Here is a 25769-nt window from a genome sequence, read left to right as displayed (position 1 = left end):
GGCAGAAGGAACGCGCCACCCGTGGCATCCGGGTGGCGGCAGCCGGCTCAGCCGGCGCGGCGGTGGATACGGCCGGCCTGCATCACCACGCTCAGGCGTTCGCCCTGGCCGGCGATCAGGCTGATGTCGGCGAGCGGGTTGCCGTCGACCAGCAGCAGGTCGGCCAGCGCGCCGGGACGCGTGGTACCGAGCTCGCCCTCGCGCTGCAGGATGGCCGCGGCGATCGAAGTGGCCGAACGGATCGCCTCCTGGTTGCCCAGCAGTTCGGCGCGAATGCGGAACTCGTCGGCCTGGTGGTCGTGCATTTCGCCGAGCAGGTCGGAGCCATAGCCCATCGGCACGCCGGCATCGGCGTAGAGCCGCAGCGAGTCGCGGCCGGCCTGGCGCACGGTCTCGATCTTGGCCACCGATTCGGCCGGCAGGCCCAGGCGGGCGCCGTCGCGCGCCAGCGCATCGTAGGTGACCAGCGTCGGCACGACAAAGGCGCCGTGCCTGCGCATCTCGTCGGCGGCGGCGCGGTCGACCAGGTTGCCGTGCTCGATGGTACGCACGCCGCAGCGCACCGCGCGCGTAATGGCGCGGCCGGTGTAGGCGTGCGCCATCACGTAGGTCTGCGCGGCCTCGGCCTCGGCCACGATGGCGCGGATCTCGTCCTCGCTGTACTGGGTGTTGCCGATCGGGTCGGTCGGCGACGCCACGCCGCCCGACGCCATGATCTTGATCTGGGTCGCGCCCTTCTGGATTTCTTCGCGCACTGCCAGCCGCACCGCGTCGACGCCATCGGCCACGCGCGCAATGGCGCCGGCGCGGAAGGCGCACGAGCAGGGCTCGAGCACATCGGAGCGCGGACGGAAGTCGCCATGGCCGCCGGTCTGCGACAGCGCCTTGCCCGAGGCAAAGATGCGCGGGCCGGGCACCAGCCCGGTGGCCACCGCTTGCGACAGGCCCCAGTCGGCGCCGCCGGCATCGCGCACGGTGGTAAAGCCGCGCTCCAGCATGCGCTGCATGATCGGCAGGGCGCGGATCGCGACCAGCACATTGGGCTGCACCGCGTTCAGGCCGAGGTTCGCCAGCGACGCCAGCACGTGTACGTGGCAGTCGATCAGGCCGGGCATCACGGTCTTGCCGCGCGCGTCGATGCGCTGGGCATGCGGCGCGTCGATGGCCGGGCCGACCGCCGCGATGCGCTCGCCTTCGACCAGCACGTCGTGGCCGCGCAGCAGTTCGCCCGTGCCGGGTTCGAGCACATCGCCGCCGTGGAAAAGGATCTGGGTAGGATGGGACATGTCAGCGTTGTTGCAGGTAGGAGGGTTCGCGCACGAAGCGGGTGCCGACCAGGCTGATGGCGGCGGCGATCATCACGTAGATGGCCGGCGCCATGCTGCTGCCGGTGGTGGCGATCAGCCAGGTGATGATGAACGAGGCAAAGCCGCCGAAGATCGTCACCGCGAAGTTGTAGGCCACCGACAGGCCGGTCGACAGCACCCGCGCCGGGAACAGCTCCGAAAAGGCCGCCAGGATCGGGCCGGTATAGGTGGCGATCAGCACCCCGAACACCAGCTGGAACACCAGCAGCGAGGCCAGGCCGGGCATGTGGTTGATATACGCGAACATGGGCCACGCCAGCACCAGGATCAGCAGCGCCGAGCCGCTCAGCAGCACGCGCCGGCCGATGCGGTCGGCCAGCAGCCCCACCAGCGGCGCGAACACCATGATGGCGCAGCCGCCCGCCATGCCGGCGACGAAGCCGTCGGTCTGCGGCACCTTCAGCACCTTGACCGCGTAAGTCGGCATGTAGAACAGCAGCACATAGGTGCACACGGTCCACAGGATCACCATCGAGAAGCTGGCCGCGGTCTCGCGCGGATAGGCCTGGAAGATTTCCTTCAGCGGCGAATCGGCGCGCTCGGCGGTATCGCGGAAGGCCGGGGTCTCGTCCAGGTGGTGGCGGATGTAGTAGCCCACCGGACCGATCACGATGCCCAGCAGGAACGGCAGGCGCCAGCCCCAGCTGTTCAGTGCCTCGGGGCTCAGCGAGCTGGTGACGAAGGTGCCCACCGCGGCGCCCAGCAGCACCGCCACGCCGATGCTGGCCTGGATCCAGCTGGAGTAGTAGGCGCGCTGGCGCGCCGGCGCATATTCGGTCAGGAAGGCGGTGGCGCCGCCCATTTCGCCACCGGCGGAGAAGCCTTGCATCAGCCGCGCCACCACGATCAGCAGCGGGGCCAGGATGCCGATCTGGTCATAGGTGGGAGCAATCCCGATCAGCGTGGTGCCCAGCGCCATCAGCAGGATCGTCAGCGACAGCGCCGCCTTGCGCCCGACGCGGTCGGCGTAGACGCCCAGCACGATGCCGCCCACGGGGCGCATGAAAAAGCCCACGCCGAACGTCGCCACGGCCAGCAGCAGCGAGCTGAGGTCGTTGCCGGTGGGGAAGAACAGCCTGGCGATGATGACCGCGAAGAAGCTGTACACGGTGAAATCGAACCACTCCAGGCCGTTGCCGATCACCGTGGCGATGATGGCGCGGCGGCGCTGGCTGGGCTGGATGGCGGGCGCCGCCTGGGTCGGCGGCGTGTAGGGCGCGCTCGTTGGCGCAGCACTGTTTGGCATCGGGTTTCCTCCTCTGTGGCACCTGCCGGGGGCAAGGGCCGGTCGCTGGTCCGCGCCCGGCCGGGCAGATGGTGCCGACGATGTTAGGAGAAGGCGGCCGGCGGGCGGTAGCGATATCTCCGCATGCCGCCATGCGCGTGGCGCATGGGTCAGGTTGACCGCACCACAGGCCGGCATTACACTGCGCCCCGTTCCAACCAACGGAGCTATCCGTGGACAGTTGTCCCAGTCCTTCTCGCGCAACGGGAGTTTCCCCGGCTGCGCCGGCGCGCTGAGACACTGCGGTCTTTCGCTGCAGTGCCGCCGCCCGGCGCTGCCATGCCCCCATGCGGCCAGGCCCATGCCTGTGCCCGCCGGTGCCAGACCTCCCTTGCTGCCTTTCGATGTCTTGTCATGGCCCGCGTGTATCGTCGCCGGCCAGATGGCTGTATTTGCTCAGGAGGTTGCCATGGTGTGGCACCCGTTCTTCGTACGCGTGGCCGCGCTGGCCATCGTGGCCGCGGCCTGCCGGCCGGCGCTGGCGGCGCGGCCGCTGATCACCGACGATGCCCGCATCGTCGATCCCAAGGCCTGCCAGCTGGAATCGTGGATGCAGTTCCAGTCCGGCGGCAATGAGCTGTGGGCGCTGCCCGGCTGCAATCCCACCGGCAACCTGGAGCTGACGCTGGGCGGCTCGCTGCAGCGCGTCGATGGTGGCTGGGACGGCACCAACGTGCAGTTCCAGGCCAAGACCCTGCTCAAGCCGCTGGACACCAACGGCTACGGCATCGCGCTGTCGGGCGGGGTGATCCACCATCCCGATGCCGAGCCCGGCAAGGTGCTGGGCAATCTCTATGTCAACGTGCCGGTGTCGCTCTCGTTCGCGGACGACCGCTTCGTCGCGCACCTGAACCTGGGCGCCAATCGCGACACCGGCAATCGCCAGACCCGCATGACCTGGGGCGTAGGCACCGAGACCCAGCTGCACCCGCGCGTGTTCCTGATCGCCGAGACCTTCGGCGAAAACCGCGGCAGGCCGTCATTCCAGGGCGGCTTTCGCTTCTGGGTGGTGCAGGACCGGGTGCAGGTCGACACCACCTACGGCAACGTGTTCGGCGGCGGTAGCGGGGCGCGCTTCTTTACGGTGGGCCTGCGCCTGCTGTCGCCGGCGTTCCTGCCGTAGGCGAGCGCTACGGGCTTTTGCGGCATCGATGCGGGCGGCGCATGCCGCGCCCCCCCGCCGGCGTGCCGCTTACTGCGGTTGCTTCGACATCTGCGTGGCCAAGAACCCTCCCGTGCCGGTGCTGGCGACCATGGCAAGCGTGCGCACATAGCGCGTGTTGCTGTTCACGATGACTTCACCGTTGGCCGGCATCAGCCGGATCGCGGCAAGGCCGTTGTGCGGGATGCCGGTCGACAGCGCGCACCCGGTGGTGCCCGGCTGCGTCGACGCCTGGGCGAAGATCCTGACCGCGTACAGGTTCTTCGCCGAGCCGGGAGTGGCCAGCGTGGCGGTACCCTGCAGGTCGCACACGCGGGTACCGATGGTGTAGGTACCCGTGACATGCCCCTCGGTATCGATCTGCATGGCAAAGCCGCTCTGCTTCCAGCTGCCGGCGATCGCGGCCTGGTCCACGGCCAGTGCATTGGACGGATCGTAGATGCCCGCCAGTTCGTTGGTATCGGTATTCGGCGGAATCACGAAGTTGCCGTTAAAGCGCTGGCCGGCGGTTATGGTGCCGCTGCCCGTGACTGGCCTGGGTAGTCCGGTTTCATAAAGGGTGTCGGGGCCCAGCGTCCAGGTAGATCCTGAGAACTGGAACGTGCCTCCCAGCACGGCCATCAATCTCGGCTGGATGAACCTGCCGCTGGAATCGATCAGCGTGGTCGTCGTAAAGCTGACCCAGATTCCCTCGCTGCCGTTGCCCACCGCGGCGGTCGAGCCTGCTTGTGGGGCGCTGAGGCTGGGCAGAAGTTCGCCCTTGGGTTCTGGCGTCGGCGCCGGTTCGGGCGCTGGTTTGGGCGCCGGTTCCGGAGCGGGCTGGTTGTCGGATGGCGGGGATTGTGGCGCCGTGGTGCTCGTGCCATCGTCGCCGCCGCCGCAGGCTGTCAGCAAAGCGATTGCCGACAGCAGGGCTGCCGGCATGAACAGTTGTCTCATTGGATTTCACCTCTGGATGGGGACGGTCCTGGCCGTCCCGTTGCTCGGACGCCGGCAGGCTCCCGCGTAACGCAGGTTGGAACACGCGGGAAAGGCCGGCCGAGTCAAGCTAGAGATCCAATGCACACCGGTAAATCAGCGCAATCCTAAAATTGCATTAATAGTTCCGCCGCTACAGGGTGAGCCCGGCCTCAGTCCGGCTGCACTCCCGCCTGCCGCAGTGCCGCGCGCGCAATCTCCATCCGCGCCCTGGCATGCTCCGGCCGCAGCAGGTCGAGATTCAGCGCGAACAGGTAGTCGTCATTGCCGCGCTCGACCCAGCCGACCAGCCAGCCCACCGCCGGTCTGGCCGAGTCGGCCCAGCCGGTCTTGCCGTGCAGGGTGTAATCGGCGGTGCGCTCCAGCACCGTGATGTCGTCGACGGCCTTGAAGCTGGCGGGCGAGAACGGAAGGGTGCGCTGCACCAGGCCCTTCAGGAAATCGATTTGCTGGTAGGCGGTGATCTGCAGCTTGCCGTTCAGCCAGAAGCGGTCCACCGGCCCGGAGCTGTCGGCATTGCCATAGTGCGATGCGGTCAGGTAGCGCTGGTAGGCCGCGCTGCCGACCCGGCGCGCCAATGCCTGGTAGGCCGGCACGCATGAGTTGGGCAGGGCCACGCGCAGCGGCACGTCGGCGTTGCAGGCCTCGGGCAGCACGGCCTTGCCACCGACCAGCCAGACCTTGCCGTCCCAGGGCAGCTTGTCGTGGTCGACGTCGGCCACAGCGCCGGTCTCGAGGCCGATCAGGGAGTTCATGATCTTGAAGGTCGATGCCGGCGAATAAGGCGTGGCGGCGCGCGACGGATTGTAGGTCAGCATGCGGTCGCGCCGCAGGTCGTAGATCACCATGGTGCCGGTGGTATCGGCCTGGCGGAACAGTGCCGCGGCGTCGAGCGGCGCTTCCTTTGGCGCGGCCAGCGCGGGCAGGTGGGCGGCAAGCAGGCCGAGGCCGAAGGCCACCGGCGTCAGCAGACGGGCAAGACGATTGTTCATGGTTGTGCGTGAGAAGTTGGGGAAAAGATAATCCGGGCCCGGACCGTGATGCGCAGCATAGGAGAGCGCCTGCGCAGCGCCAACCGCCTGCCCTGTAACTTGCGTAACATGGCGGGCATCGCCACTGATGCTCCTGCCAGATCGATGTCCGCTTCGCCTGCCCCGATCCATATCGACGTGTCGAGTCCCTACCGGGTCGATGGCCAGCCCGCGCGCTACCAGTCGGTCTGGCTGCTCGCGCGCGCCTGGCATGCGCATCGCAGCGGCGAGGGCGTGGTCACTGCCGCCGCGGTACGCAGCGCGTTTCCCACGGCGGCCAACCTGCGCATGCTGGTGTCGCGCGCATTTGCAGACTTCGCGCGCTGGGGCATCGTGGTGGGGTGGGGCACGGACCGCGCGTGCGATCCGGCCGCGGCCAACCCGGCGCAGCGCAGCCGCGGGCCGTTCTGGCTGGCTGCAGCCAGCGCGCGCCGGCTGCGCTTCGTCGCCAACGGCCGCACGCTGGGCCCGGTTGCGCTGGCGCGGCATTTGGGCTTCCCTGCCGGTGCTCATCCCGCGCAATCGGGAGAGCGCGATGGCACCCGCTACGTGATGCGCGACATGGCCTTCTGGAGCGAGCTGACGCAGGCCATGCGCAGCGCGCAGGACGGTCATGCGGGCGCCCACGGCTTCGCCGTGGCCGAGTCGTTCGGCGCGGCGCGCCGGCTGGCGGGTGACGGTTTCCAGCAGGCCTTGTCGCTGCTGAAGGAAAGCCAGGCGTGGCGCCGCTGCGGGCGCCTCGACCAGAGCCGCGCCGCGCTGCGGCGTTTCGACCGGCTGGCGCAGGCGGCCGACGCGGGCGCGGCCACGCCGGCGTTCCAGGCCATGGCGCAGGTGGTGCGCGCCTGGGAGCGCTATACGCGCGGCGACGGCGAGGGCGCGCGTGCCGGGCTGGAGCACCTGAACGCCGATGCCGAGCTGCGCCTGGTGGTGCGCTACAACCCGCGCGTGCGCTTCGAGGTGCTGAACCTCGAAGCGCTCTTGCACAAGGCCGATGCCATGCGCCCCGCGCATGCGGCCGCGGCGGCCGCGGCGCAGTGCGCGCTGGACACGTTTTCCGGCGCGCTGCAGGCCGCTTACGAAGCCGATTCGGTCGATGCCGTGCAGCATGCCGCGGCCAATATCGGGCTAAGCCTGTGGCTGTTCTGGCGCCACGGGCTGATCGATGGCGGGCGCGGCCTGTCCGCCAGCGCGGTGCAGCGGCAGGCGATGCGCTGGCTCGGGCTGTCGGAATGGATCTGCGACCGCTTTGGCGTCGGCGGCGGCACGGCGTGGAACGCGATCTTCCTGCTGCGCATTGCGCGCGGCAGCTGCGGGCCCGATGCGCCGCCGCTGGACCGCCCGGCCAGCGCCAGTGACAGCATGGCCATGTTCCGCCGCCAGCGGCCGCTTTCGGTGGCCGACGCGGTCGAGGCGCTGCGGCCGTTCCATGCGCCGTTTGCGCCGGCCAGGGGCTTCGTGCGCTGGTCGGCGGTGGCCGCCTTCGCGCTGGAAGACCACGACGCCGGCCACGTCAGGCTGGCGCCGCTGCAGCTGGCCAACCTGCTGCTGGAATCGGCGTGGTACCTGACCCATGAGCAGGGCGCCACCGCCGCCGCCTGCGCCGCGGTGGAGCGGCTGGCCGGGCAGCTGTCCGCGTTGCGTCCGGCGGAACGGGCCTTCTTCATGGCCGAGATCCGCGCGCTGCCGCCGGCGTTGCGCGACGCCGCGGCGGAAGCGGCGCGGCGCCACCGCAAGCGTGCCTGACGGCGTTCGCTAACTGCCCGCGGCAACGACGCGGTTGGCGCGCGACAACTCGCCCGGCGTCATGTTGTAGAGCCGCCGGAACGCCGCGATGAACGCCGACAGCGACTCATAGCCGCAGTCCAGCGCCACCTCGGTCACGGCTTCGCCGCGCTCCAGCCGCGGCACCGCATCGAGCAGGCGCAGCCGCTGGCGCCAGGCGCGGAAGGTCAGCCCGGTTTCGCGCTGGAACAGCCGCGTCAGGGTCTTGCCCGAGACCGCCAGCCGCGCGCTCCACGCCGCCAGGCTGGTGTCGCGGTCGGCATGGCGCTGCAGGCCGTTGCAGACCAGGCGCACGCGCGGGTCGGCGGGCAGCGGCAGCATGAATTCCACTTCGGGTGCGGCGCCAAGCTGGTCGATCAGCACACGCGCCAGGCGCCCGTCGGCGCCGCGCTCGTCGTATTCGGCCGGCAGGTGACTGAAGGTGCGAATCAGCTCGCGCAGCAGCGGGCTGACGGTGAGCACGCGGCAACGGGCCCGCGCCGCCGCGCGCACGCTGTTGTCGACGCTGTTGTCCAGGTAGAGGCTGCGGATGCGCGTGCCCGTCGCGCAGCGCACGCGGTGCGCCACGCCGGCCGGAATCCACACCGCCCATTGCGGTGGCGCGACAAAGCGCCCGCGGTCGGTCCATACCTCCAGCACGCCCTGCAGGGCATAGGCGAACTGGCACCAGGGATGCCGGTGGCGGTAGCCCAGCACGCGGTTGGGCAAGGCTTCGATGTGGCCGTACAGCGGGCGAGGCAGCCGCGCGAGCGCGCGCAGGGCGGGATCATGGGCAGGCATGCGTGGTCCGGTGGTAGTGGTGGAGGGAGTGGTGGACGAGGGCTGGCGGCACGGGCAGCGCCGCGGCCGATGTCCGCTCATGTCCGATTGCCGACACCGGATGCGACTTTGCCGTTAGCCAGATTGTCTGGCGCAGGCTAACTTGCGCTCGCCCCACAAGACAATCCGGGCAATCCGCTCTACCGCTCGTGCCGGTTGCGTCTGCTCCGGCATGCAACTTCGCTGTGTTACCCAGGGAGCCTGCGATGCATCGCACCAGATTCTTCACCGCTCTGCGCCTGGCCGGCATGTGCTCGGCATTGACGCTGGCCGCCGCGCCGGCATGGGCCGTCGACGAGGCCGGCAAGTACTGCGACACGCCTTCGGCCTGTCTCAACCCGATGGCCACCGGCGGCATGGTGACCTCTTCCAACCGCCTGGCGACGCAGGCCGGGCTGCGCGTGCTGGAGCGCGGCGGCAATGCGGTCGATGCCGCCATCGCGGTGGCGTCGACCATCGCGGTGGTGTACCCGCACATGAACTCCATCGGCGGTGACGCCTTCTGGCTGATCTACAACGCCCGCACGCGCGAGGTGCGCGCGCTCAATGCCAGTGGCCGCGCCGGCGAACGCGCCACCATCGCGCTTTACCGGGACAAGGGACTCGACCGGGTTCCCGCGCGCGGCTACCTGTCGGCGATCACGGTGCCCGGCACTGTCGCCGGCTGGGAAGCGGCGTACCAGTACGCGCGCCAGGGCATGGGCCGCAGCCTGCCATGGCCGGATCTGATGGCCGACGCCATCCGCCATGCCGAGAGCGGGTTCCCGGTGTCGGCGTCGCTGGCATCGTGGAGCCGCGTCAATCTCGACCCGGCCGACACCGAATTCCGCGCCTTGCAGCGCTTCGACGGCTTTCGCCAGACCTTCCTGAAACCGGATGGATCAGCCTACCGGATGGGCGAAACGCTGCGCCAGCCCGACCTGGCGGGCACGCTGCGGCAGATTGCGTCAGGAGGCGCCGCGGCGTTTTACCAGGGCGAGATCGCGCGCAAGATCGTGGCCGACCTGCAGGCGCACGGCGGCGTGCTGACCCAGGCCGACTTTGCCCGCCACCGCGCCGACTGGGTCCAGCCGATCACCGTCAACTACCGCGGCTACCAGGCCGTCAACGTTCCGCCCAACACGCAAGGCTTTGCCTCGCTGGAGATCCTGAACATCCTGGACAAGCGCGACGTGCGCGCGCTTGGCGAGGGCACGGCCGACTACTACCACGTGCTGGTGGAGGCCACCAAGCAGGCGTTTGCCGATCGCGACCGCTATCTCGCCGACCCGGACTTCGTGCAGATCCCGCTGGAACGGCTGCTGTCGTCGCGGCACGGGCAGGCCCAGTCCGGGCGCATCAGCATGCTGCGCGCCGGCGCGGACGTGAAGCCGATGGATCCGCACGGCGATACGGTGTGGTTCGGCACCGCCGACAAGGATGGCAACGTGGTGTCGATGATCCAGAGCGTCTATCACGACTTCGGTTCCGGCATCGTGCCCAGCGGCACCGGTGTGCTATTGCAGAACCGCGGTGCCTTTTTCTCGCTCGATCCCGCGCATGTGAACCACCTGGCGCCGGGCAAGCGCACCTTCCATACGCTGAATCCGGCGCTGCTGCTGAAGGACGGCAAGCCGTTCCTGGTCTACGGCACCATGGGCGGCGAGGGGCAGCCGCAAACGCAGGCGGCGCTGGTGACGCGCATCGTCGATTTCGGCATGTCGCCGCAGGACGCGGTCAATGCGCCGCGCCTGCTCTATGGTCGCAACTGGGGCGTGTCGTCGAACGATCTCAAGATCGAGGGCCGCGTGCCGGAAGCGGTGACCGCCGAACTGGCGCGGCGCGGGCATCCGGTCAAGCGGGTGCAGGCCTTCACCGACGCCATGGGGCATGCCGGCGCCATCCTGATCGACCCGGTCACCGGCGTGATGTATGGCGCTGCCGATCCGCGCGGCGACGGCCTGGCGGCCGGGCTGTAGCGGGACGTAAACGAGGAAAGGGCGACCGTGGTCGCCCTTTGTCTCAATCGCTGTCCGGCTTAGTCGAACAGCTCGTGCCAGATGCTCTTCTTCCGGTAGTGCTTCTGCTCGCGCTCGTAATTGCGGTCGCGGTCACGGTCGCCGTAGCCGCGCTGGTAGCCCTGCTGCGGCGGTGCATTGTGCACCGGCGCCTGCTGCTGTGGCGGGGGCTGCAGCGGGGCTTGCTGCGCCGGGGCTGCCGCCACCGAGCGCTCGAGGATCTTGTCGAGTTCGCCCCGGTCCAGCCAGACGCCGCGGCACTTGGGGCAGTAATCGATCTCGATGCCCTGGCGTTCGGACATCACGAGTTGGGTTTGCGGGCACACCGGACAGTCCATGGATTCTCCTGTTGCAAATGAAAACGGTCCAGTTATGACTGGCCGCGGCGCCGATGGTTCGGTCCGCACACCGAGCAGAAGTGGCGGGTGCGGCCCATGAACCGGGCTTGGGCGGGGAATTTGCATGCCAGGCTGCCGTCGAAGGCATATGGCTGCGTCGCGTCTCCTTCCCCCTGTGCTTGCGTTGGTCCGCCGGCTGGCATGGCTGGTGCTGTGGATCGGCCTGGGGTGGCTGGCCTGGCCCTGGCTGCAGCCGCCGCTGGAGCGCGCCATCTACGCGGCCCGGCTGTCCGCCCGGCCTGCGCCGGCGGCGCTGCCGGTGCCGGTTGCGGGCGTGGCTTCGCGGGCGCTGCGCGATACCTGGCACGGCGCGCGTTCCGGCGGACGCAAGCACGAGGGCATCGACATCTTCGCACCGCGCGGCCGCGAGGTGGTGTCGGCCACCGAAGGCATCGTCACGCGCGTCGGCACCAATCAGCTCGGGGGAAACGTGGTGTGGGTGATGGGGCCGGGGCGGCAGATGCACTACTACGCCCATCTGGACCGGTATGCCGGCGTGCGCGCCGGCGACATCATCGTCGCCGGTACCGTGCTGGGGTATGTGGGCACTACCGGCAATGCGCGGGGCACGCCGCCGCACCTGCACTACGGCATCTACACGGCGCGCGGGGCGATCAATCCGTACCCGCTACTGAAGCCATCCATGGCCGCCGGCGCGCGCTAGCGCAGCCGGCGTGGTGGCATTCAGGCGGCCTCGCCGACCGTGCCGTGGCCGGCTTCGTCGGCCGCGGCTTCCTTGCCGCCGGGCAGCAGCAGGTTCAGGATCACCGCCGACAGCGAGCCCACCGTGATGCCGGAGCCGAACACCTCGTGGACAAAGGCGGGCAGCTTTGCCAGCAGTTCCGGGCGGAAGGTCACGGCCAGGCCGCAGCCGATCGACACCGCCACGATCAGAGTGTTGCGCTGCGTGAAGCGGACCGTGCTGAGCATCTGGATCCCGCCCGAAACGATCATCGCGAACATCATCAGGCCGGCACCGCCGAGCACCGGCTGCGGAATCGTCACCACCAGCGCGCCCAGCACCGGGAACAGCCCGGCCAGCAGCAGCATCACGCCGGTCAGCGCCACCACATGGCGGCTGGCCACGCCCGTCAGCGACACTACGCCGACGTTCTGCGCAAAGGTGGACAGCGGCGGGCTGCACACCAGCGCCGCGAAGGCCGAGCCAAAGCCGTCGCACAGGATGCCGCGCGACAGGCATTTGCCCGACACCGGCCGCTGCGTGGCTGAGCCCAGCGCCATGAAGGTGCCGGTCGATTCGACGATGGTGACCAGGAAGGCGATCGACATGGCGACGATGCCGGAGATCGGGAACGACATGCCGAAGTGCAGCGGCTGCGGCACCGCGAACACCGGCGCCTGGTGGAACTGGGTAAAGTCGACCAGGCCCAGCGCCAGGCACAGCAGGTAGCCGCCGGCAATGCCGACCACGATGGCCGAGGCCGACAGCATGCCCTTGCCCCACTGCACCACCGCCACCACCAGCGCCAGCACGGCGACGGCAATCGCCAGGTTGCCGGGGGCGCCGTAGCGGCTGCTGCCCTGGCCGCCGGCGGCCCAGTCGATCGCCACCGGGATCAGCGACAGGCCGATCATGGTCACGACCACGCTGGTGACGGTATGCGGGAACAGCTTGCGGATCGCCGGCATGAAGAAGCTGCCGAGGATCATCACCAGCGAGCCGGCCAGCGCCGAACCCAGGATGCCGGCCACGCCGTGCTCCACACCCACGCTGATGGCCGCGCCGACGAAGGCAAAGCTGGTGCCCATCACGCACGGCATGCGGATGCCGACCGGGCCCACGCCCTTGCACTGGATAATGGTGACGATGCCCGAGCCCAGCAGCGCGGCATTGACCAGCGCTATCACCTGGTCGGAGGGCAGGCGCAGCGCGCCGCCGATCACCAGCGGCACCGCAATGATGCCGCCCAGCGCGGCCAGCAGATGCTGGAGCGCAAGCAGGAACGTCGTCAAGCGTGGGGGGCGGTCTTCCACCTGGAACAGCAAGGGCGCCATTCGTGTCTCCTGTCGTCTGCCCGGATGTTCCGGGCTGTCTTGTTCTTCTGGCGCCGGGCGGGGAACCCGGCGCCCTCGTGCACGCTCGCGGGCCAGGTGCGGCAGCTCCGCGAGCGAGGCGGGCAGGACCTGCATCCCCGCCTCAACAGGCGTGCAAGAATAACAGGGATCAGCGAACCGTGATACAAAGATTGCATACAATTTGTATCAACTCCCATGCGCTGGAAGACAAGGCGGAGGCCCCGGAAGCCGCCCGCATGGCGGCTTTGGGGCTCAGCGGCGCTGCCCCAGCGCCTTCTGGATCGCCGCCTCGGTCTCGGCGTACTGGCCTTCGCCGAAGTGCTTGTAGACTACGTTGCCGTTGGTATCGACCAGGTACAGCGCGGGCCAGTACTGGTTGCGCCAGGCGTTCCAGGTGGCATAGGCGTTGTCCTGCGCCACCGGGTAGCGGATGTCGAAGCGCTTGAGCGCGGCCTGGACGTTGCTGGTGGAGCGCTCGAACGCATACTCCGGCGTGTGCACGCCCACCACGACCAGGCCCTGGTCGCGGTATTTGTCGTACCACTTGCGGACATGGGGCAGGGTGTTGATGCAGTTGATGCAGCTGTAGGTCCAGAAATCGACCAGCACCACCTTGCCGCGCAGGCCGGCAAGGGTCAGCGGTTCGGAATTCAGCCACTTGCCGATACCGGTGAATTCGGGCGCCGTGCCGTAATTGGCTGGCGCGGCGGCGGCGGGCTGGATTGCCAGGGGAACTGCGGCAAAGGCGGCAGCGGCAAACAGGGTGCGAAGGATGCGGGGCATGGTTCAGGCTCCAGGTTGGGTTGCGGGGAAAAGCGAAGTCAGCCAGGCGACGGCGAGGGTGTCGTACTGGAAGTACATGGCGATGGCGGTGGCCACCACCAGCACGCCGAAGGCTTGTTGCAGCCGCGGCGTATGGCGTGCCAGCCGGCGCACATGGGTGGTGGCGAACTGGCCGCCGTAGGCGATGCCCAGCATCGGCACGGCGGCGCCGGCGGCAAACAGGGCCAGCAGGCCGGCGGCGCGGTGCAGGTCCTGCGCCTTGGCCACCAGCGCCAGGATCGAGGCCAGCACCGGGCCCGCGCACGGGGTCCATACCGCGCCCAGCGTCATGCCCAGCACAAAGCCGCCGGCCAGGCCGTTGCCGGCGCGGCTGCCGGCGCCGGCGGCGCGGTCGGTGAGCGCGGCGAACGGCGCGGCGAACGGGGCCGTGAGGCGGGCGAAGCCGGACGGCCACAGCCGCGCCAGCCCGGCGGCCAAAAGGATGGCGATGGCGACGTTGCGGACCACGCCCGGGGCGTCGCTGAAGGCGCTGGTGAGCGCGCCGAAGACAATGCCCAGCGCGGAAAAGGCGGAGACGAAGCCCAGCGCGATCGCCAGCGGGCGCAGGCGGCTGGCTTCGCCCAGCGAAGCGCCCAGCAGCATGGGCAGCACGGGCAGCACGCACGGCGACGCAATCGTCAGCACGCCGGCGGCAAAGGCAAGGTAGGCATCGATCATGGCGGTGGACTCGGGGATTGGCGATGACTGCATTGCACCGCCCCGGCGTATCGGCGTTGTTTCCGCATCCGGCCCGCTGTGCAATGTTTCTTGTCCGGGCCCGGCCCGGATACACAGCGATACAAAGCGCGCCGCCAGCGCCGCATAATGGCGGCACCGGGAAAGGCGAGGGCCATCCTTGGCAGCGCCGGCCGCCCCCTTTTGCTTCTTCTCCTTCTTCGATTCCGGGACCCGCCATGACCCCGCAGGACCATATCCTTATCGTCGACGACGACCGCGAAATCCGCGAACTGGTTGCCGCCTATCTCGAGCGCAGCGGCATGCGCGTGTCCCTGGCCGCCAACGGGCGCGAGATGCGCGCGGCGCTGGACAAGGGCTCGGTCGACCTGGTGGTGCTGGACCTGATGCTGCCCGGCGAAGACGGTCTGGCGCTGTGCCGCGACCTGCGCGCGGGCGAGCGGCGCAACCTGCCGGTGCTGATGCTGACCGCGCGCAACGAGGAAGCCGACCGCATCCTGGGGCTGGAGATGGGCGCCGACGACTACCTGGTCAAGCCCTTCGCCGCGCGCGAACTGCTGGCGCGGATCCGCTCGGTGCTGCGGCGCACGCGCATGCTGCCGCCCAACCTGCAGGTCACCGAGGCCGCCAGCGTGCTGGCGTTCGGCCCGTGGCGGCTCGACACCAACGCGCGCCACCTGATCGACGAGCAGGACGTGATCGTCGCGCTCAGCGGCGCGGAATACCGGCTGCTGCGCGTCTTCGTCGACCACCCGCAACGGGTGCTGACCCGCGACCAGCTGCTGAACCTGACCCAGGGCCGCGACGCCGAGCTGTTCGAGCGCTCGATCGACCTGCTGGTGAGTCGCCTGCGCCAGCGCCTGCGCGACGATGCGCGCGAGCCGCGCTACATCAAGACCGTGCGCAACGGCGGCTATGTCTTCAGCGCCACCGTCGAAATCCGCGAGGAGCGCGCATGAGCGGCCGCGCGCGCAAGGGGCTGGCATGGCCGCGCACGCTGTTCGCGCGGCTGATGGTGATCCTGCTGGTCGGGCTGGTGCTGGCGCAGAGCCTGTCGTACAGCCTGGTGATGATGGAGCGCAAGAGCGCGGCCGACCGGCTGATGCTGGGCAACCTGGAGCGCGACGTGGCCAGCTCGGTGGCGATGCTCGACATGCTGCCGGCGGAGCAGCGCGCGCCCTGGCTGGAGCGGGTGCGGCGCGACAATTACAGCTACCGCCTCGATGCCGGCACCCCGGGCGAGCCGCCGCGCGCGCCGCTGGCGCGCAAGGCCGTCGACACCATTGCCGAGGCGCTGCAGGGCCGCTATCCGGTCTCGGCCAGCAGCCAGCCGGGCGGTGGTTTCCAGGTGCACCTTCGGCTGCACGACGGCAGCCCGCTGACGATCGACGTGCAGCCCAGGCGTTCGCTGGTCTCGCCGTGGCTGCTGGCGATGCTGGCGGCGCAGCTGGCGCTGCTGGTGGCCTGTGCCTGGCTCGCGGTGCGCGTGGTCACGCGCCCGCTCAGCCAGCTCGCCAGCGCCGCCGAGAACCTGGGGCCGGACCTGAAGGCGCAGCGCGTGCCCGAAACCGGCCCGACCGAGGTAGCCCATGCCGCCGCCGCCTTCAACGCCATGCAGGCACGCATCGCCGGCTACCTGGATGAGCGCATGCAGATCCTGGCCGCGATCTCGCACGACCTGCAGACGCCGATCACGCGCATGCGGCTGCGCGTGGACCTGATGGAAGACTCGCCCACGCAGCAGAAGCTCTACAACGACCTGCGCGAGATGGAGCACCTGGTGCGCGAAGGCGTGGCCTATGCGCGCACCCTGCAGGGTGGCACCGAGACCCCGGCCCGCATCGATCCCGATGCGCTGCTCGACAGCCTTGCCGGCGACTACCTCGACGCCGGCCATGCCATCGCCATCGAAGGCCACGCCGGGGCGCCGCTGCTGACACGCCCGCAGGCGCTGCGGCGCATCCTGACCAACCTGATCGACAACGCGCTGAAGTTCGGCGCGGAGGTCACGCTGGCGGTAGCGCGTCAGGACGATGGCTGGCTGCAGATCGCCGTGCAGGACCGCGGTCCGGGCATTCCGGAGGCGGACCTGGAGCGCGTGATGCAGCCGTACTACCGCGTCGAAACCTCGCGCAACCGCGGCACCGGCGGCACCGGCCTGGGCCTGGCGATCGCGCAGCAACTGACGCAGGCGCTTGGTGGCACGCTGCAGCTGGCCAATCGCGAAGGCGGCGGCCTGCAGGCCACACTGCGCCTGCCCGCCTGAGAGCGTTTTTTTTCTCCCTCTCCCGCCTGCGGGAGAGGGGCGGGGAAGAGGACCGGCGCCCCCACGAAGTCAGGCCCCCAGATATTCCAGGCACCGTCCTCGCGGCGCCAATCCCCCAAATCCGTTAAGCAAAAAATCCCATTCCATCCCCTGATCGGGGGATAAATGTTCTCTGGCCTATTCGGGTTATGTCATTAAAATCATAATCAATTATTGCTAGGGAGATGCACATGGCCGGATCGATTTATTGCTTGAAATCGGCGGAACCATGTTGAATTTTGATAGCGAAAGCAGCATGCATCGATTCCCGTAAAAGCCTCGTCTGTGCGGGATGTGGGCTGCATCGCAGGCCCCCACCAGGCTCCGTATCGCGCAACCGAATCCGGATATTTCGCGCGCGACATAAACGAATTAGTGATTTGGATAATTTATGCAGTCACCAATTCGTTTGCGAAAATTAACAATCTCTCCGCCGCACTCTCCTTACAATCGCCTTCGCATTAGCGGCAACGCAGCCCGATTTATCGGCCCTGCGGTTGCACGACGCCATTCCCGCTGCGAATGGCCATCCGGCGCAGTTCCTCGGTGCCGCGCCGGATCCCGTAGGCCTGTTCTGCCGGTTTTCGCACCCGGCCAGGCCCGATCGGGTTCCGTGTCCTCGTGCCGCCATGCGATAAGCCGATAACGGAGCTCAAGCCCGCGCGCGCCTGTGTCAACGGTGCGCGGCGGCAGCTTGGGCAACACAGAGACAGGCTACGGATCCCATGGATTCACTGATGAAGCGCCGTGAGCGTACCCGCGACGGGGCGCTGCGGCGGCAAGGGAGGCGTCGGCGCGGTCCCGCCGCGCTGGGTACCGGACTGACCGCGGGGCTCGCCGCGGGCCTGGCGGCAATGTGCTGGCTGCCGGCACTCGCGCACGCGGATTCCGACTATGACGCTTTGATCCAGGGTGCCCGCGCCGGCGACTATGCGCCCGCGCTGGCGATGCTGCGCGAGCGCGTCGCGCGCGCACCGTCGGACCAGCGGGTCGCGTGGGACCGCATCGTCATCGCCGGTTGGGCGGGACGGCCGGGCGAAGTGCTGGAAGCCTATGGCAATCTGGGCCAGACCCGCGCGCTGCCGCCCGAAGTGCTGGCGGCCGTGGCCGGCGCCTTGCGCGACCAGCGCCGCTGGGACGAGGCGCTGGCGCGCTATCGCGAGGGCCGGCAACGCTTTCCAACACATGCGGCATTCGCGCTGGGCGAGGTGAAGGTGCTGGCCGACAGCGGCCAGGCCGCCGAGGCGGTGGCGCTGGGACAGGTGCTGGTGCAGCGCGAGCCCGCCGCCGTCGACAGCCGCCTGGCACTGGCCTACGCGCAGGCGCGCGCCGGCGAGCCGTATGCGGCCTTGTTCGAGGCCGACCAGGCGTACCTGCGCGCGCCGCAACGCGCCGATGTCGTGCGCGAGTATGCCGGCGCGCTGCAGCGCGCGGGACTGCCGGAGGCGGCGCTGCGCGTCGCGGGCGAACATCCCGAACTGTTCGACCAGCGCGCGCGCCTGGCGCTGGATCTCGACGTCGTGGCCGAGCTGGTGCGCCTGGCCGACATGCCGACGCGCACCGAGGGCGAGCGCTTTGCCATTGCCGATCGCGCGCTGGCACGCTATGACGCATTGCTGCCCGCACTGCAGGCGCTGGGGCCGCCGGCCGCACCGCAACTGCGCCGCGCGCGCATCGACCGGCTCGCCGCGCTGCATGCGCGGGTCCGGATGCAGGACGTGGTGAACGAATACGAGGCGCTGCGCGCCGAGGGCGTCGAGGTCCCGGCCTATGCCCTGGGCGATGTCGCCGCCGCCTACCTGTACCTGCGCCAGCCGGAGCAGGCAGCGCCGCTGTTCCGCCAGGTGCGCGACGCCTACCCGCAGGGCCTGGATGCCGAAACCCGGCTCAAGGCGCAGACCGGCCTCTACTACGCGCACGCCGAGTCCGAGGCCTTCGATCCCGCCGCACAGGCCGTCGAGCAGGCCAGCGCCGAGCAGCCGCGCTGGCGCTGGGTGCGCGGCCAGCCCATGCGGCAACCCAACGACCTGTGGCTGCAGGCCGAACAGACCGCCACCCGGGCCGACCTGCAGGCCGACGCCACGGCTTCGGCGCAGCAGAAGCTGGAAGACCTGGTGCGCAAGGCACCCGGCCATTCCGGCCTGCGCGCCGCGCTGGCCGACGTCTACCGCGCCCGCGGCTGGCCGCGCGCGGCCGAAGGCGAGCTGAAGCTGGGCGAGACCCTGAACCCGCGCAGCCTGCCGGTGGAGGTGCAGCAGGGTCACGCGGCGCTGGATCTGCAGGAATGGCGCCAGGCCGAACTGCTGCGCGACGACACCCTGGCGCGCTTCCCCGAAGACCTCACCGCGCGGCGCCTGGACCGCGAGTGGCAGGTCCACAACAAGGCCGAGCTCCGCATCGAGGGCTACCGCGGGCTGGCCAATGACAGCGCGGTGGTCGGCAACGGCAACTTCGGCATCGAAGCGGTGCTGTACACGCCGCCGGTCAACTACGACTGGCGGGCCTTCGGCGGCATCGGCTATGCCACCGGCCGCTTCGACGAGGGCCGCGTCGATTACCGCTGGGCCCGCGCCGGCGCGCAATGGCGCGTGCGCGACCTGACCGTCGAGGGCGAGCTGTCGCTGCATGGCTATGGCCAGGGCGCGCGCCAGGGCGGCCGCATCGCCGCCGACTACGACATCGACGACCGCTGGCGCGTGGGCGCCTCGGCGGCGCTGCGCTCGACCGGCACGCCGCTGCAGGCACTCAAGCACGGCATCTATGCCGACACCGTGCAGGCCTACGCGCGCTGGCGCCGCAGCGAGGCCAGCGAATGGATGCTGACGGTGGCGCCGTCGCGCTTCAGCGACGGCAACGACCGGCTCGAAGTGGGCGTGTCCGGCGTGCAGCGCTTCTACACCGCGCCGCACCTGAAAGCCGACCTGCTGGTCGACCTGTGGGCATCGCGCAATAGCCGCGCCGACACGCCGTACTACAACCCGCGCTCGGACCTGACCGTGCTGCCGTCGGTGCGCCTGATGCACACGCTGTACCGGCGCTACGAGACCGTCTGGGAGCAGCAGTTCCTGGCCGGCACTGGCGCTTACAGCCAGCGCGGTTTCGGCACCGGCGCGATCCTGCTGTTGGGCTACGGCCAGCGCTTCCGCACCAACGACGTGTTCGAGGTCGGCGCCACCGTGACCGGCACCAGCCGCCCTTATGACGGCCAGCGCGAGCGCGAGCTGCGCATCGTCTTCGACATGACCTACCGCTTCTGAACAGGAATGCAAGCCATGAACGCAACCCTGCGGCGCGCCTGCCGCCTGCTCTGGCTGGTGCTGGCCGCGTGCCTGCTGGCCGGCTGCGCCAAGGACATCCCGGTGTTCACGCCTCCCGTACAGCGCCCGGCCGCGGCCGCCGAGCAGCCGTGGCCGCGCAACCATGTGGTGGTGCTGGCCTATCACGACATCGAAGACAAGGACCCCGACCAGGCCTACCTGAGCGTGCGCACCGACCACCTGGTCGGCCAGCTGGCCTGGCTGCGCGAGAACGGCTACCGCGCGGTCTCGGTCGACCAGGTGCTGGCGGCGCGCCGCGGCGGGCCGCCGCTGCCCGAGCGCGCGGTGCTGCTGACCTTCGACGACGGCTACCGCAGCTTCTACACGCGCGTGCTGCCGATCCTGAAGGCCTACCGCTGGCCGGCCGTCCTGGCGCCGGTAGGCAGCTGGCTCGATACCCCGCCGGGGCAGCCGGTGGATTTCGGCGGCACGCCGACGGCCCGCGAGCGCCTGCTCGACTGGCAGCAGGTGCGCGAGATCGCCGCATCGGGCCTGGTGGAAATCGGCGCGCACACCGATGCCTTGCACTACGGCGTGCGCGCCAACCCGCAGGGCAATACCGAGCCGGCCGCGGCGGTGCGCGCCTTCGATGCCGGCACCGGCCGCTATGAAAGCGATGCCGCGCAGCAGGCGCGCCTTCGTGCCGACGTGGCCCGCATCACCGCCAAGGTGCGCGCCGTCACCGGCAAGCCGGTACGCGTGTGGATCTGGCCGTACGGCGCCGAGGGCGGCGCGGCGCTGCGCATCGTCGCCGAGAACGGCTACCAGATGGCGCTGACGCTGGAAGACGGCCTGGCCACGGTGGACCGCATGATGTCGGGCGCGCGCCTGCTGCTCAGTGACGATCCCGGCCTGCGCGGCTTCGCCCGTTCGGTGGTCGCGATGGAAGAGCCCAACGGCATGCGCGTCGCGCACGTGGACCTGGACTATGTCTATGATCCCGATCCCGCCCAGGTCGAACGCAACCTGGGCCTGCTGGTGCAGCGCATCGCCGACCTGAAGATCGACACCGTGTTCCTGCAGGCGTTCTCCGACGATGACGGCGACGGGCTGATCAGGTCGGTGTACTTCCCCAACCGCTGGCTGCCGGTGCGCGCCGACCTGTTCAACCGGGTCGCGTGGCAGCTCGACAACCGCGCCAACGTCAAGGTGTATGCGTGGATGCCGGTGCTGAGCTTCGACCTCGACCCGTCGCTGGCGCGCGTGGCGCGCTGGGATCCGGCCACCGGCACGGCGGCGGTCGACCCGAAGCAGTACCGGCGCCTGTCGCCGTTCGACCCGGTGGCGCGGGCCCGCATCGGCGACCTGTATGAGGACCTGGCACGCCACGCCTTCTTCGACGGCATCCTGTTCCACGACGACGCCTTGCTGGGCGATTTCGAGGATGCCAGCGCGCCGGCGCTGGCCGCGTATCGCGCCGCGGGCCTGCCCGGTTCGATCGCCGAGCTGCGCGCCAGCCCCGAGCAGATGCAGCGCTGGACGCGCATGAAGAGCCGGGCGCTGGTGGACCTTACCCACGAGCTGACCGCGCGCGTGCGCGAGGTGCGCGGGCCCGCCATCAAGACCGCGCGCAATATCTTCGCACTGCCGGTGCTGCAGCCGGACAGCGAAGCGTGGTTCGCGCAGAACCTGGACGACTTTCTTGCCGCCTACGACTGGACCGCGCCGATGGCGATGCCATACATGGAGCAGGTGCCGGCGGGCCAGGAGAACGCATGGCTCGACCGCATGGTCGACATCATCGCGCAGCGCCCGGGCGCGCTGCGGCGCACCGTGTTCGAGCTGCAAGCCCGTGACTGGCGCGCCCCTGGGGCCCGTCCGGTCGACAGCGCGGTGCTGGCCGGCTGGATGCAGCGGCTGCAGCGCCGCGGCGCGCGCAATTTCGGCTACTACCCGGACGACTTCCACAACAACCAGCCCCGGCTCGAGGTGATCCGGCCGGCGCTGTCCAACGCCTGGTACCCCGCACCATGATCGAACGACTGTTTGCCCTGGTCATCCTGTGCCTTGCGCTGGCGCTGCCGTTCGCGCTGGCCGCCCTTGCCACCGGTGACCTGCTGCTGGCCTTTGTGTTCTTCTATCCGCTGTTCATGTCCGGCCTGTGGATCGCCGGCGGCCTGTACTTCTGGTGGCACTGGGAGCGCAAGTGGCGCTGGGGCGCCGAACGCGAGGCGCCCGAGGTGCCCGGCGAGCCGTTCATTTCGATCCTGGTGCCGTGCTACAACGAGGAAAAGAACGGCGAGGAAACCCTGCTGGCGGCGCTGGCGCAGCGCTACCGCAACTTCGAGGTGATCGCCATCAACGACGGCTCGCGCGACGGCACCGGCGCCCTGCTCGACGCGCTGGCGGCGCGCCACCCGCGCCTGCGCGTGGTGCACCTGGCGCACAACCAGGGCAAGGCCATGGCGCTGCGCATGGGCGCGCTGGCCGCGCGCGGCGAATACCTGGTCTGCATCGACGGCGATGCCGCGCTCGATCCCGACGCCGCCGCCTACCTGGTCGCGCCGATGGTGGCCAATCCACGCGTCGGCGCAGTCACGGGCAATCCGCGCATCCGCACCCGCTCGACGCTGGTGGGGCGGATCCAGGTAGGGGAGTTCTCGTCGATCATCGGCCTGATCAAGCGCACCCAGCGCGTCTACGGCCAGGTCTTCACCGTCTCGGGCGTGGTCGCCGCGTTCCGGCGCCGCGCGCTGGACCGCGTGGGCTACTGGAGCCTGGACATGATCACCGAGGACATCGACATCAGCTGGAAGCTGCAGCGCGACCACTGGTCGATCTTCTACGAGCCGCGCGCGCTGTGCTGGATCCTGATGCCCGAGACCGTGCGCGGCCTGCTCAAGCAGCGCCTGCGCTGGGCCCAGGGCGGGGCCGAGGTGTTCATGAAGAACGTGCGCTCGATCTGGATCTGGCGCCACCGCCGGCTGTGGCCGCTGATGGCGGAGTATTGCCTGTCGGCGGGCTGGGCCTTCGCCTTCGCCATGTCGCTGCTGCTGTGGGCGCTGGGGCATTTCGTCGAGCTGCCGGCCAATATCCGCATCCAGAAGCTGATGCCGCCGGGCTTTACCGGCATGGTGCTGGCCGCGGTGTGCCTGCTGCAGTTCGGCCTGAGCGTGCTGATCGACCGCCGCTACGAGCCGCGCCTGGCGCGCACGCTGTACTGGATCATCTGGTATCCGCTGGCGTACTGGATGGTCGGCATGCTGACCACGCTGCTGGCCTTTCCCAAGGTCATGCTCAAGACCCGGCGCCAGCGTGCGCGCTGGACCAGCCCCGACCGGGGCATCCACACCATGAGGTCGTCATGAAACCCGAAAGCATGATCATCCGTACCCGCGGCTCGCGCCTGCGCTGGCTGCTCGACGCCGTGCTCACGGCGCTGGCCTGGGCCGGCTTCTTCTACCTCGGCGCGAGCGGCATCCGCGCCATCCTGGAGGAAGCCTCCGCGGGCCCCGGCGTACCGTTCTGGGCCGCGCTGCTGCCTACCATGGGCACGCTGACGGTCTACGTGCTGGTGGGGCTGTTCAACGGCATCGTGCTGCTGTCATGGGCGCTCTACAACCAGTATCGCTTCGCCGGCCTGGACCGCCGCAAGCCGCTGCCCGCGCTGCGCATCGACGAGCTGGCGCGCAGCTTCGGCCTGCCGGGGCAGCGCGTACGGGCGCTGCAGCTGGCCAAGGTGGCGGTGGTGGACCACACGCATGAGGGGGAGGTGGCGGAGGTGAGGGCGGTGGTGTCGTGACCAGCCCAAGGCATCGTAGTCCATGGCTTCTTCCAGGCTGATGCCAGCCGGCGCTCCCTGGCCAATGACGTCAGCTCGACCGAGACAAGTCCGCAACCAGCGACTCCGCGGACTGTATGCCAGACAGCATTGCCGACGGCACGCCATAGCCCGGGAACGTGGTTTGTCCGCCCAGGTATAGCCCGCCGATCGGTGTCCGATGCGGGAGGAATCGGTGGGGTGGCGAACCCGGGGCAATTCCATACAGCGCACCTTCATACAGTTGTCGTTCCCGGGCAAAGTCCTGCGGATCGAGCACGCGGGTTGTTTCGATGGCCATGCCCGGCACTCGCTTCCGCAACGCGTCCAGGTATCTCTCCACTGCCGAATCGCTCCATGCCGGATTCCATTCGGATACCGAGCGAATATCGCTGGCGGGCGCGTACAACTCGATGACATGCCTGCCTCCAGGTGCCAGTTCCGGCAGAACCCGCGTTGGCTGCGTGTACGAAATCCATTGCGGGACGTCGGGTTTCAGAACGTGCATGGCGCCTTGTTTTTCCATCGCCGGTACATGGTTGACGATGAACGCGTCGGCTGCCGCAGCACCGGAATATCCGATCTGGATGGAGATGGCTCTGTGTGACAACGGCGCCTTATCTGCCTTTGCGGCCAGGTTTCGCGGGACGTCGGCGGCACGCAGCAGGTTCTTCACGACACCCAATCCGGAACACGTGGCGACGACGTGCGAGGCCGGGATGTGTTCTCCGTCGGTCAGCACAACGCCATGCACCCGGCCGTCGCTGACGACGATTTCCTTGACGCGGGTTCCGAAACGTACCGAGACGGATTGACTCCGCAAGGCTCGCAGCAGCGCATCACTAATGGCGCCCATGCCGCCGCGCGGCAGGTGAAAGCCTTCTTCCAGCAAAGCCAGCAAGCCGATGATCTGTGTCGAGGGCAGCCGGTCGGGTGCGAGCCCCGTGTAGAGCAACGTGGACGCGACGGCAGCCTGCAGATCCCCATCCGGAAAATAGGACGCGATCAGGCCGTTTACGTGCCCGCCCATTCGCGGCAGGTGCCTCCAGAGTTTGCCGATCGTACGTAGCAGCGACGGTTCTTCCGGCAGCACGTCGCGGACCAGGGTTCCGTAGATCGGACGCCAATCGTCCCGTAGCCTGGCGAGCCCGTCTCGAAGCGCCTGCGTGCGGCGGTTGTGGTCGGCGCCGTCCACGTACGAGTGCTCCGCGGTTGAAAGGTGCACTGCGGTGCCATTGTCCAGAAAGGTGGCGTGGGGCTTTGCTATGCCGATGAGCTCGACTTCGTCATCGAAGCTCAGGCCCAGGCGCCCGAAGGCGGCATGAAGCAATGAAGGCACGGCCACGTATACCGCGCCATTGTTAAAGGTATATCCGTCGGAAACCTCGGTCGAACAGCATCCGCCCCCGCTCTGCTGCGCCTCCACAACCATCACCGGGATGCCCCGACGAGACAGCGAAAGCGCAGCGGCCAATCCTGACAGCCCGGCCCCGATGACCACCGTGGGAACTTCTTTCCTTGCGCGCATCAACGACTTCCAACTGATCATCACGGCCCTGAGGGCCGCGGGACAGTCGCAGATCTCGCTTGTCGCGGAACTGTCCGGCCAAGTTGTCGGCCATGTCGCCATTTCCCCGGTCGACATCTCAGACGGAAGTGCGCAATGGTACGGACTTGGTCCGGTATCGGTGCTGCCTGCTCATCAAGGCATCGGGGTGGGCTCGCAGCTCATCCGTGCGGCCCTGGATCGCCTGAAACAGTCCGGCGCGCATGGCTGCGTGGTACTGGGGGAACCGGCCTACTATTCCCGCTTTGGATTCTCGACACAGTCATCGCTCGTACTACCCGGGGTTCCGGCAGAGTACTTTCAAGCCATAGCGTTCGGCCCGCACGTGCCCTCGGGCGTGGTCAAGTATCACGAGTCATTTGACGTAAAAAGCTAGCTCCGGAGCAGGATGGGGGCACGAGCACACGGTTCGGATCGGGTTCGCCTGGGCTATACTTAGCTAA

General features: G+C 69.0%; 21 protein-coding genes. 11 read left to right on the top strand and 10 right to left on the bottom strand.

Annotated features, from left to right (window positions below):
* Window positions 1-47 precede the first annotated feature (47 nt).
* Window positions 48-1286: a metal-dependent hydrolase family protein gene (locus tag MKD38_RS16415; protein ID WP_252678306.1), complete on the bottom strand. Its 1239-nt coding sequence runs from the start codon at window positions 1284-1286 to the stop codon at window positions 48-50.
* Window position 1287: 1 nt separating this feature from the next.
* On the bottom strand, window positions 1288-2613 hold the full coding sequence (locus MKD38_RS16410; protein WP_252678304.1) for an MFS transporter: 1326 nt from the start codon (window positions 2611-2613) through the stop codon (window positions 1288-1290).
* A gap of 448 nt (window positions 2614-3061) precedes the next feature.
* On the opposite strand from MKD38_RS16410, the gene MKD38_RS16405 reads away from it, so the two are divergent.
* Window positions 3062-3775: a PA4824 family protein gene (locus MKD38_RS16405; protein ID WP_252678302.1), complete on the top strand. Its 714-nt coding sequence runs from the start codon at window positions 3062-3064 to the stop codon at window positions 3773-3775.
* Window positions 3776-3844: 69 nt separating this feature from the next.
* Here the strand turns inward: MKD38_RS16405 and MKD38_RS16400 are convergent, their stop codons facing one another.
* Together MKD38_RS16400 and blaOXA are read right to left on the bottom strand one after the other, a co-directional pair.
* Complete coding sequence (locus tag MKD38_RS16400; RefSeq protein WP_252678300.1) at window positions 3845-4753, bottom strand: hypothetical protein; 909 nt, start codon at window positions 4751-4753, stop codon at window positions 3845-3847.
* 191 nt (window positions 4754-4944) lie between these two features.
* Window positions 4945-5784, bottom strand: coding sequence for an OXA-1206 family carbapenem-hydrolyzing class D beta-lactamase (gene blaOXA, locus MKD38_RS16395; RefSeq protein ID WP_252678299.1), 840 nt, complete (start codon window positions 5782-5784; stop codon window positions 4945-4947).
* A 144-nt stretch (window positions 5785-5928) separates the two neighbouring features.
* Here blaOXA and MKD38_RS16390 point away from each other — a divergent pair, with 144 nt between their 5' ends.
* Window positions 5929-7569 (top strand): hypothetical protein, encoded by a 1641-nt coding sequence (locus MKD38_RS16390; RefSeq protein ID WP_252678298.1) that lies wholly within the window; start codon window positions 5929-5931, stop codon window positions 7567-7569.
* A 9-nt stretch (window positions 7570-7578) separates the two neighbouring features.
* On the opposite strand, the gene MKD38_RS16385 is transcribed toward MKD38_RS16390, so the two are convergent.
* Window positions 7579-8388 (bottom strand): AraC family transcriptional regulator, encoded by an 810-nt coding sequence (locus MKD38_RS16385; RefSeq protein ID WP_252678297.1) that lies wholly within the window; start codon window positions 8386-8388, stop codon window positions 7579-7581.
* A gap of 245 nt (window positions 8389-8633) precedes the next feature.
* Between MKD38_RS16385 and ggt the strand changes: the two genes are divergently transcribed.
* Window positions 8634-10385 carry a gamma-glutamyltransferase gene (gene ggt, locus MKD38_RS16380; RefSeq protein WP_371925706.1) on the top strand — a complete coding sequence of 584 codons (1752 nt, stop codon included), beginning with the start codon at window positions 8634-8636 and terminating at the stop codon, window positions 10383-10385.
* Between the two features lie 59 nt (window positions 10386-10444).
* On the opposite strand, the gene MKD38_RS16375 is transcribed toward ggt, so the two are convergent.
* Window positions 10445-10762, bottom strand: coding sequence for a TFIIB-type zinc ribbon-containing protein (locus MKD38_RS16375; protein WP_252678296.1), 318 nt, complete (start codon window positions 10760-10762; stop codon window positions 10445-10447).
* 148 nt (window positions 10763-10910) lie between these two features.
* Between MKD38_RS16375 and MKD38_RS16370 the strand changes: the two genes are divergently transcribed.
* Window positions 10911-11486: a M23 family metallopeptidase gene (locus tag MKD38_RS16370; protein WP_252678295.1), complete on the top strand. Its 576-nt coding sequence runs from the start codon at window positions 10911-10913 to the stop codon at window positions 11484-11486.
* 20 nt (window positions 11487-11506) lie between these two features.
* On the opposite strand, the gene MKD38_RS16365 is transcribed toward MKD38_RS16370, so the two are convergent.
* From MKD38_RS16365 to MKD38_RS16355, 3 genes are all read right to left on the bottom strand, one after another.
* A complete protein-coding gene (locus tag MKD38_RS16365; RefSeq protein WP_252678294.1) occupies window positions 11507-12838 on the bottom strand; it encodes a nucleobase:cation symporter-2 family protein in 1332 nt (443 codons plus the stop codon).
* Between the two features lie 273 nt (window positions 12839-13111).
* Entirely contained in the window at window positions 13112-13642 is a 531-nt protein-coding gene (locus tag MKD38_RS16360) for a thioredoxin family protein (protein WP_252678292.1), read from the bottom strand.
* 3 nt (window positions 13643-13645) lie between these two features.
* Entirely contained in the window at window positions 13646-14359 is a 714-nt protein-coding gene (locus MKD38_RS16355; RefSeq protein ID WP_252678503.1) for a cytochrome c biogenesis CcdA family protein, read from the bottom strand.
* 236 nt (window positions 14360-14595) lie between these two features.
* On the opposite strand from MKD38_RS16355, the gene MKD38_RS16350 reads away from it, so the two are divergent.
* The 6 genes from MKD38_RS16350 to pgaD all read left to right on the top strand — a co-directional run bounded on the left by MKD38_RS16350 (window position 14596) and on the right by pgaD (window position 23741).
* The gene (locus MKD38_RS16350) at window positions 14596-15336 is read left to right on the top strand and encodes a response regulator (protein ID WP_111517394.1); all 741 of its coding nucleotides are present in this window, start codon (window positions 14596-14598) and stop codon (window positions 15334-15336) included.
* Entirely contained in the window at window positions 15333-16643 is a 1311-nt protein-coding gene (locus tag MKD38_RS16345) for a sensor histidine kinase (RefSeq protein WP_252678290.1), read from the top strand. Before MKD38_RS16350 ends, MKD38_RS16345 begins: the two co-directional genes overlap by 4 nt.
* A 776-nt stretch (window positions 16644-17419) precedes the next feature.
* Window positions 17420-19939, top strand: a complete 2520-nt coding sequence (gene pgaA / locus MKD38_RS16340) for a poly-beta-1,6 N-acetyl-D-glucosamine export porin PgaA (RefSeq protein ID WP_252678288.1) — start codon at window positions 17420-17422, stop codon at window positions 19937-19939.
* Between the two features lie 15 nt (window positions 19940-19954).
* Window positions 19955-21973 (top strand): poly-beta-1,6-N-acetyl-D-glucosamine N-deacetylase PgaB, encoded by a 2019-nt coding sequence (gene pgaB / locus MKD38_RS16335; RefSeq protein ID WP_252678286.1) that lies wholly within the window; start codon window positions 19955-19957, stop codon window positions 21971-21973.
* A complete protein-coding gene (gene pgaC / locus MKD38_RS16330) occupies window positions 21970-23307 on the top strand; it encodes a poly-beta-1,6-N-acetyl-D-glucosamine synthase (RefSeq protein WP_111517398.1) in 1338 nt (445 codons plus the stop codon). Before pgaB ends, pgaC begins: the two co-directional genes overlap by 4 nt.
* Window positions 23304-23741: a poly-beta-1,6-N-acetyl-D-glucosamine biosynthesis protein PgaD gene (pgaD, locus tag MKD38_RS16325; RefSeq protein ID WP_252678284.1), complete on the top strand. Its 438-nt coding sequence runs from the start codon at window positions 23304-23306 to the stop codon at window positions 23739-23741. The genes pgaC and pgaD overlap by 4 nt, the downstream gene beginning before the upstream one ends.
* 70 nt (window positions 23742-23811) lie before the next feature.
* Here the strand turns inward: pgaD and MKD38_RS16320 are convergent, their stop codons facing one another.
* Complete coding sequence (locus MKD38_RS16320) at window positions 23812-25287, bottom strand: phytoene desaturase family protein (protein WP_252678282.1); 1476 nt, start codon at window positions 25285-25287, stop codon at window positions 23812-23814.
* On the opposite strand from MKD38_RS16320, the gene MKD38_RS16315 reads away from it, so the two are divergent.
* Window positions 25253-25702, top strand: coding sequence for a GNAT family N-acetyltransferase (locus MKD38_RS16315; protein ID WP_252678280.1), 450 nt, complete (start codon window positions 25253-25255; stop codon window positions 25700-25702). The genes MKD38_RS16320 and MKD38_RS16315 overlap by 35 nt on opposite strands.
* The last annotated feature ends 67 nt before the right edge of the window (window positions 25703-25769 follow it).

The organism is Cupriavidus sp. WGlv3 (assembly GCF_023952475.1).
In the GTDB taxonomy this organism is placed as follows: domain Bacteria; phylum Pseudomonadota; class Gammaproteobacteria; order Burkholderiales; family Burkholderiaceae; genus Cupriavidus; species Cupriavidus phytorum.
The sequence above is the reverse complement of the archived record's forward strand: the minus strand, read 5'-3'. Positions and strand labels throughout refer to the sequence as shown.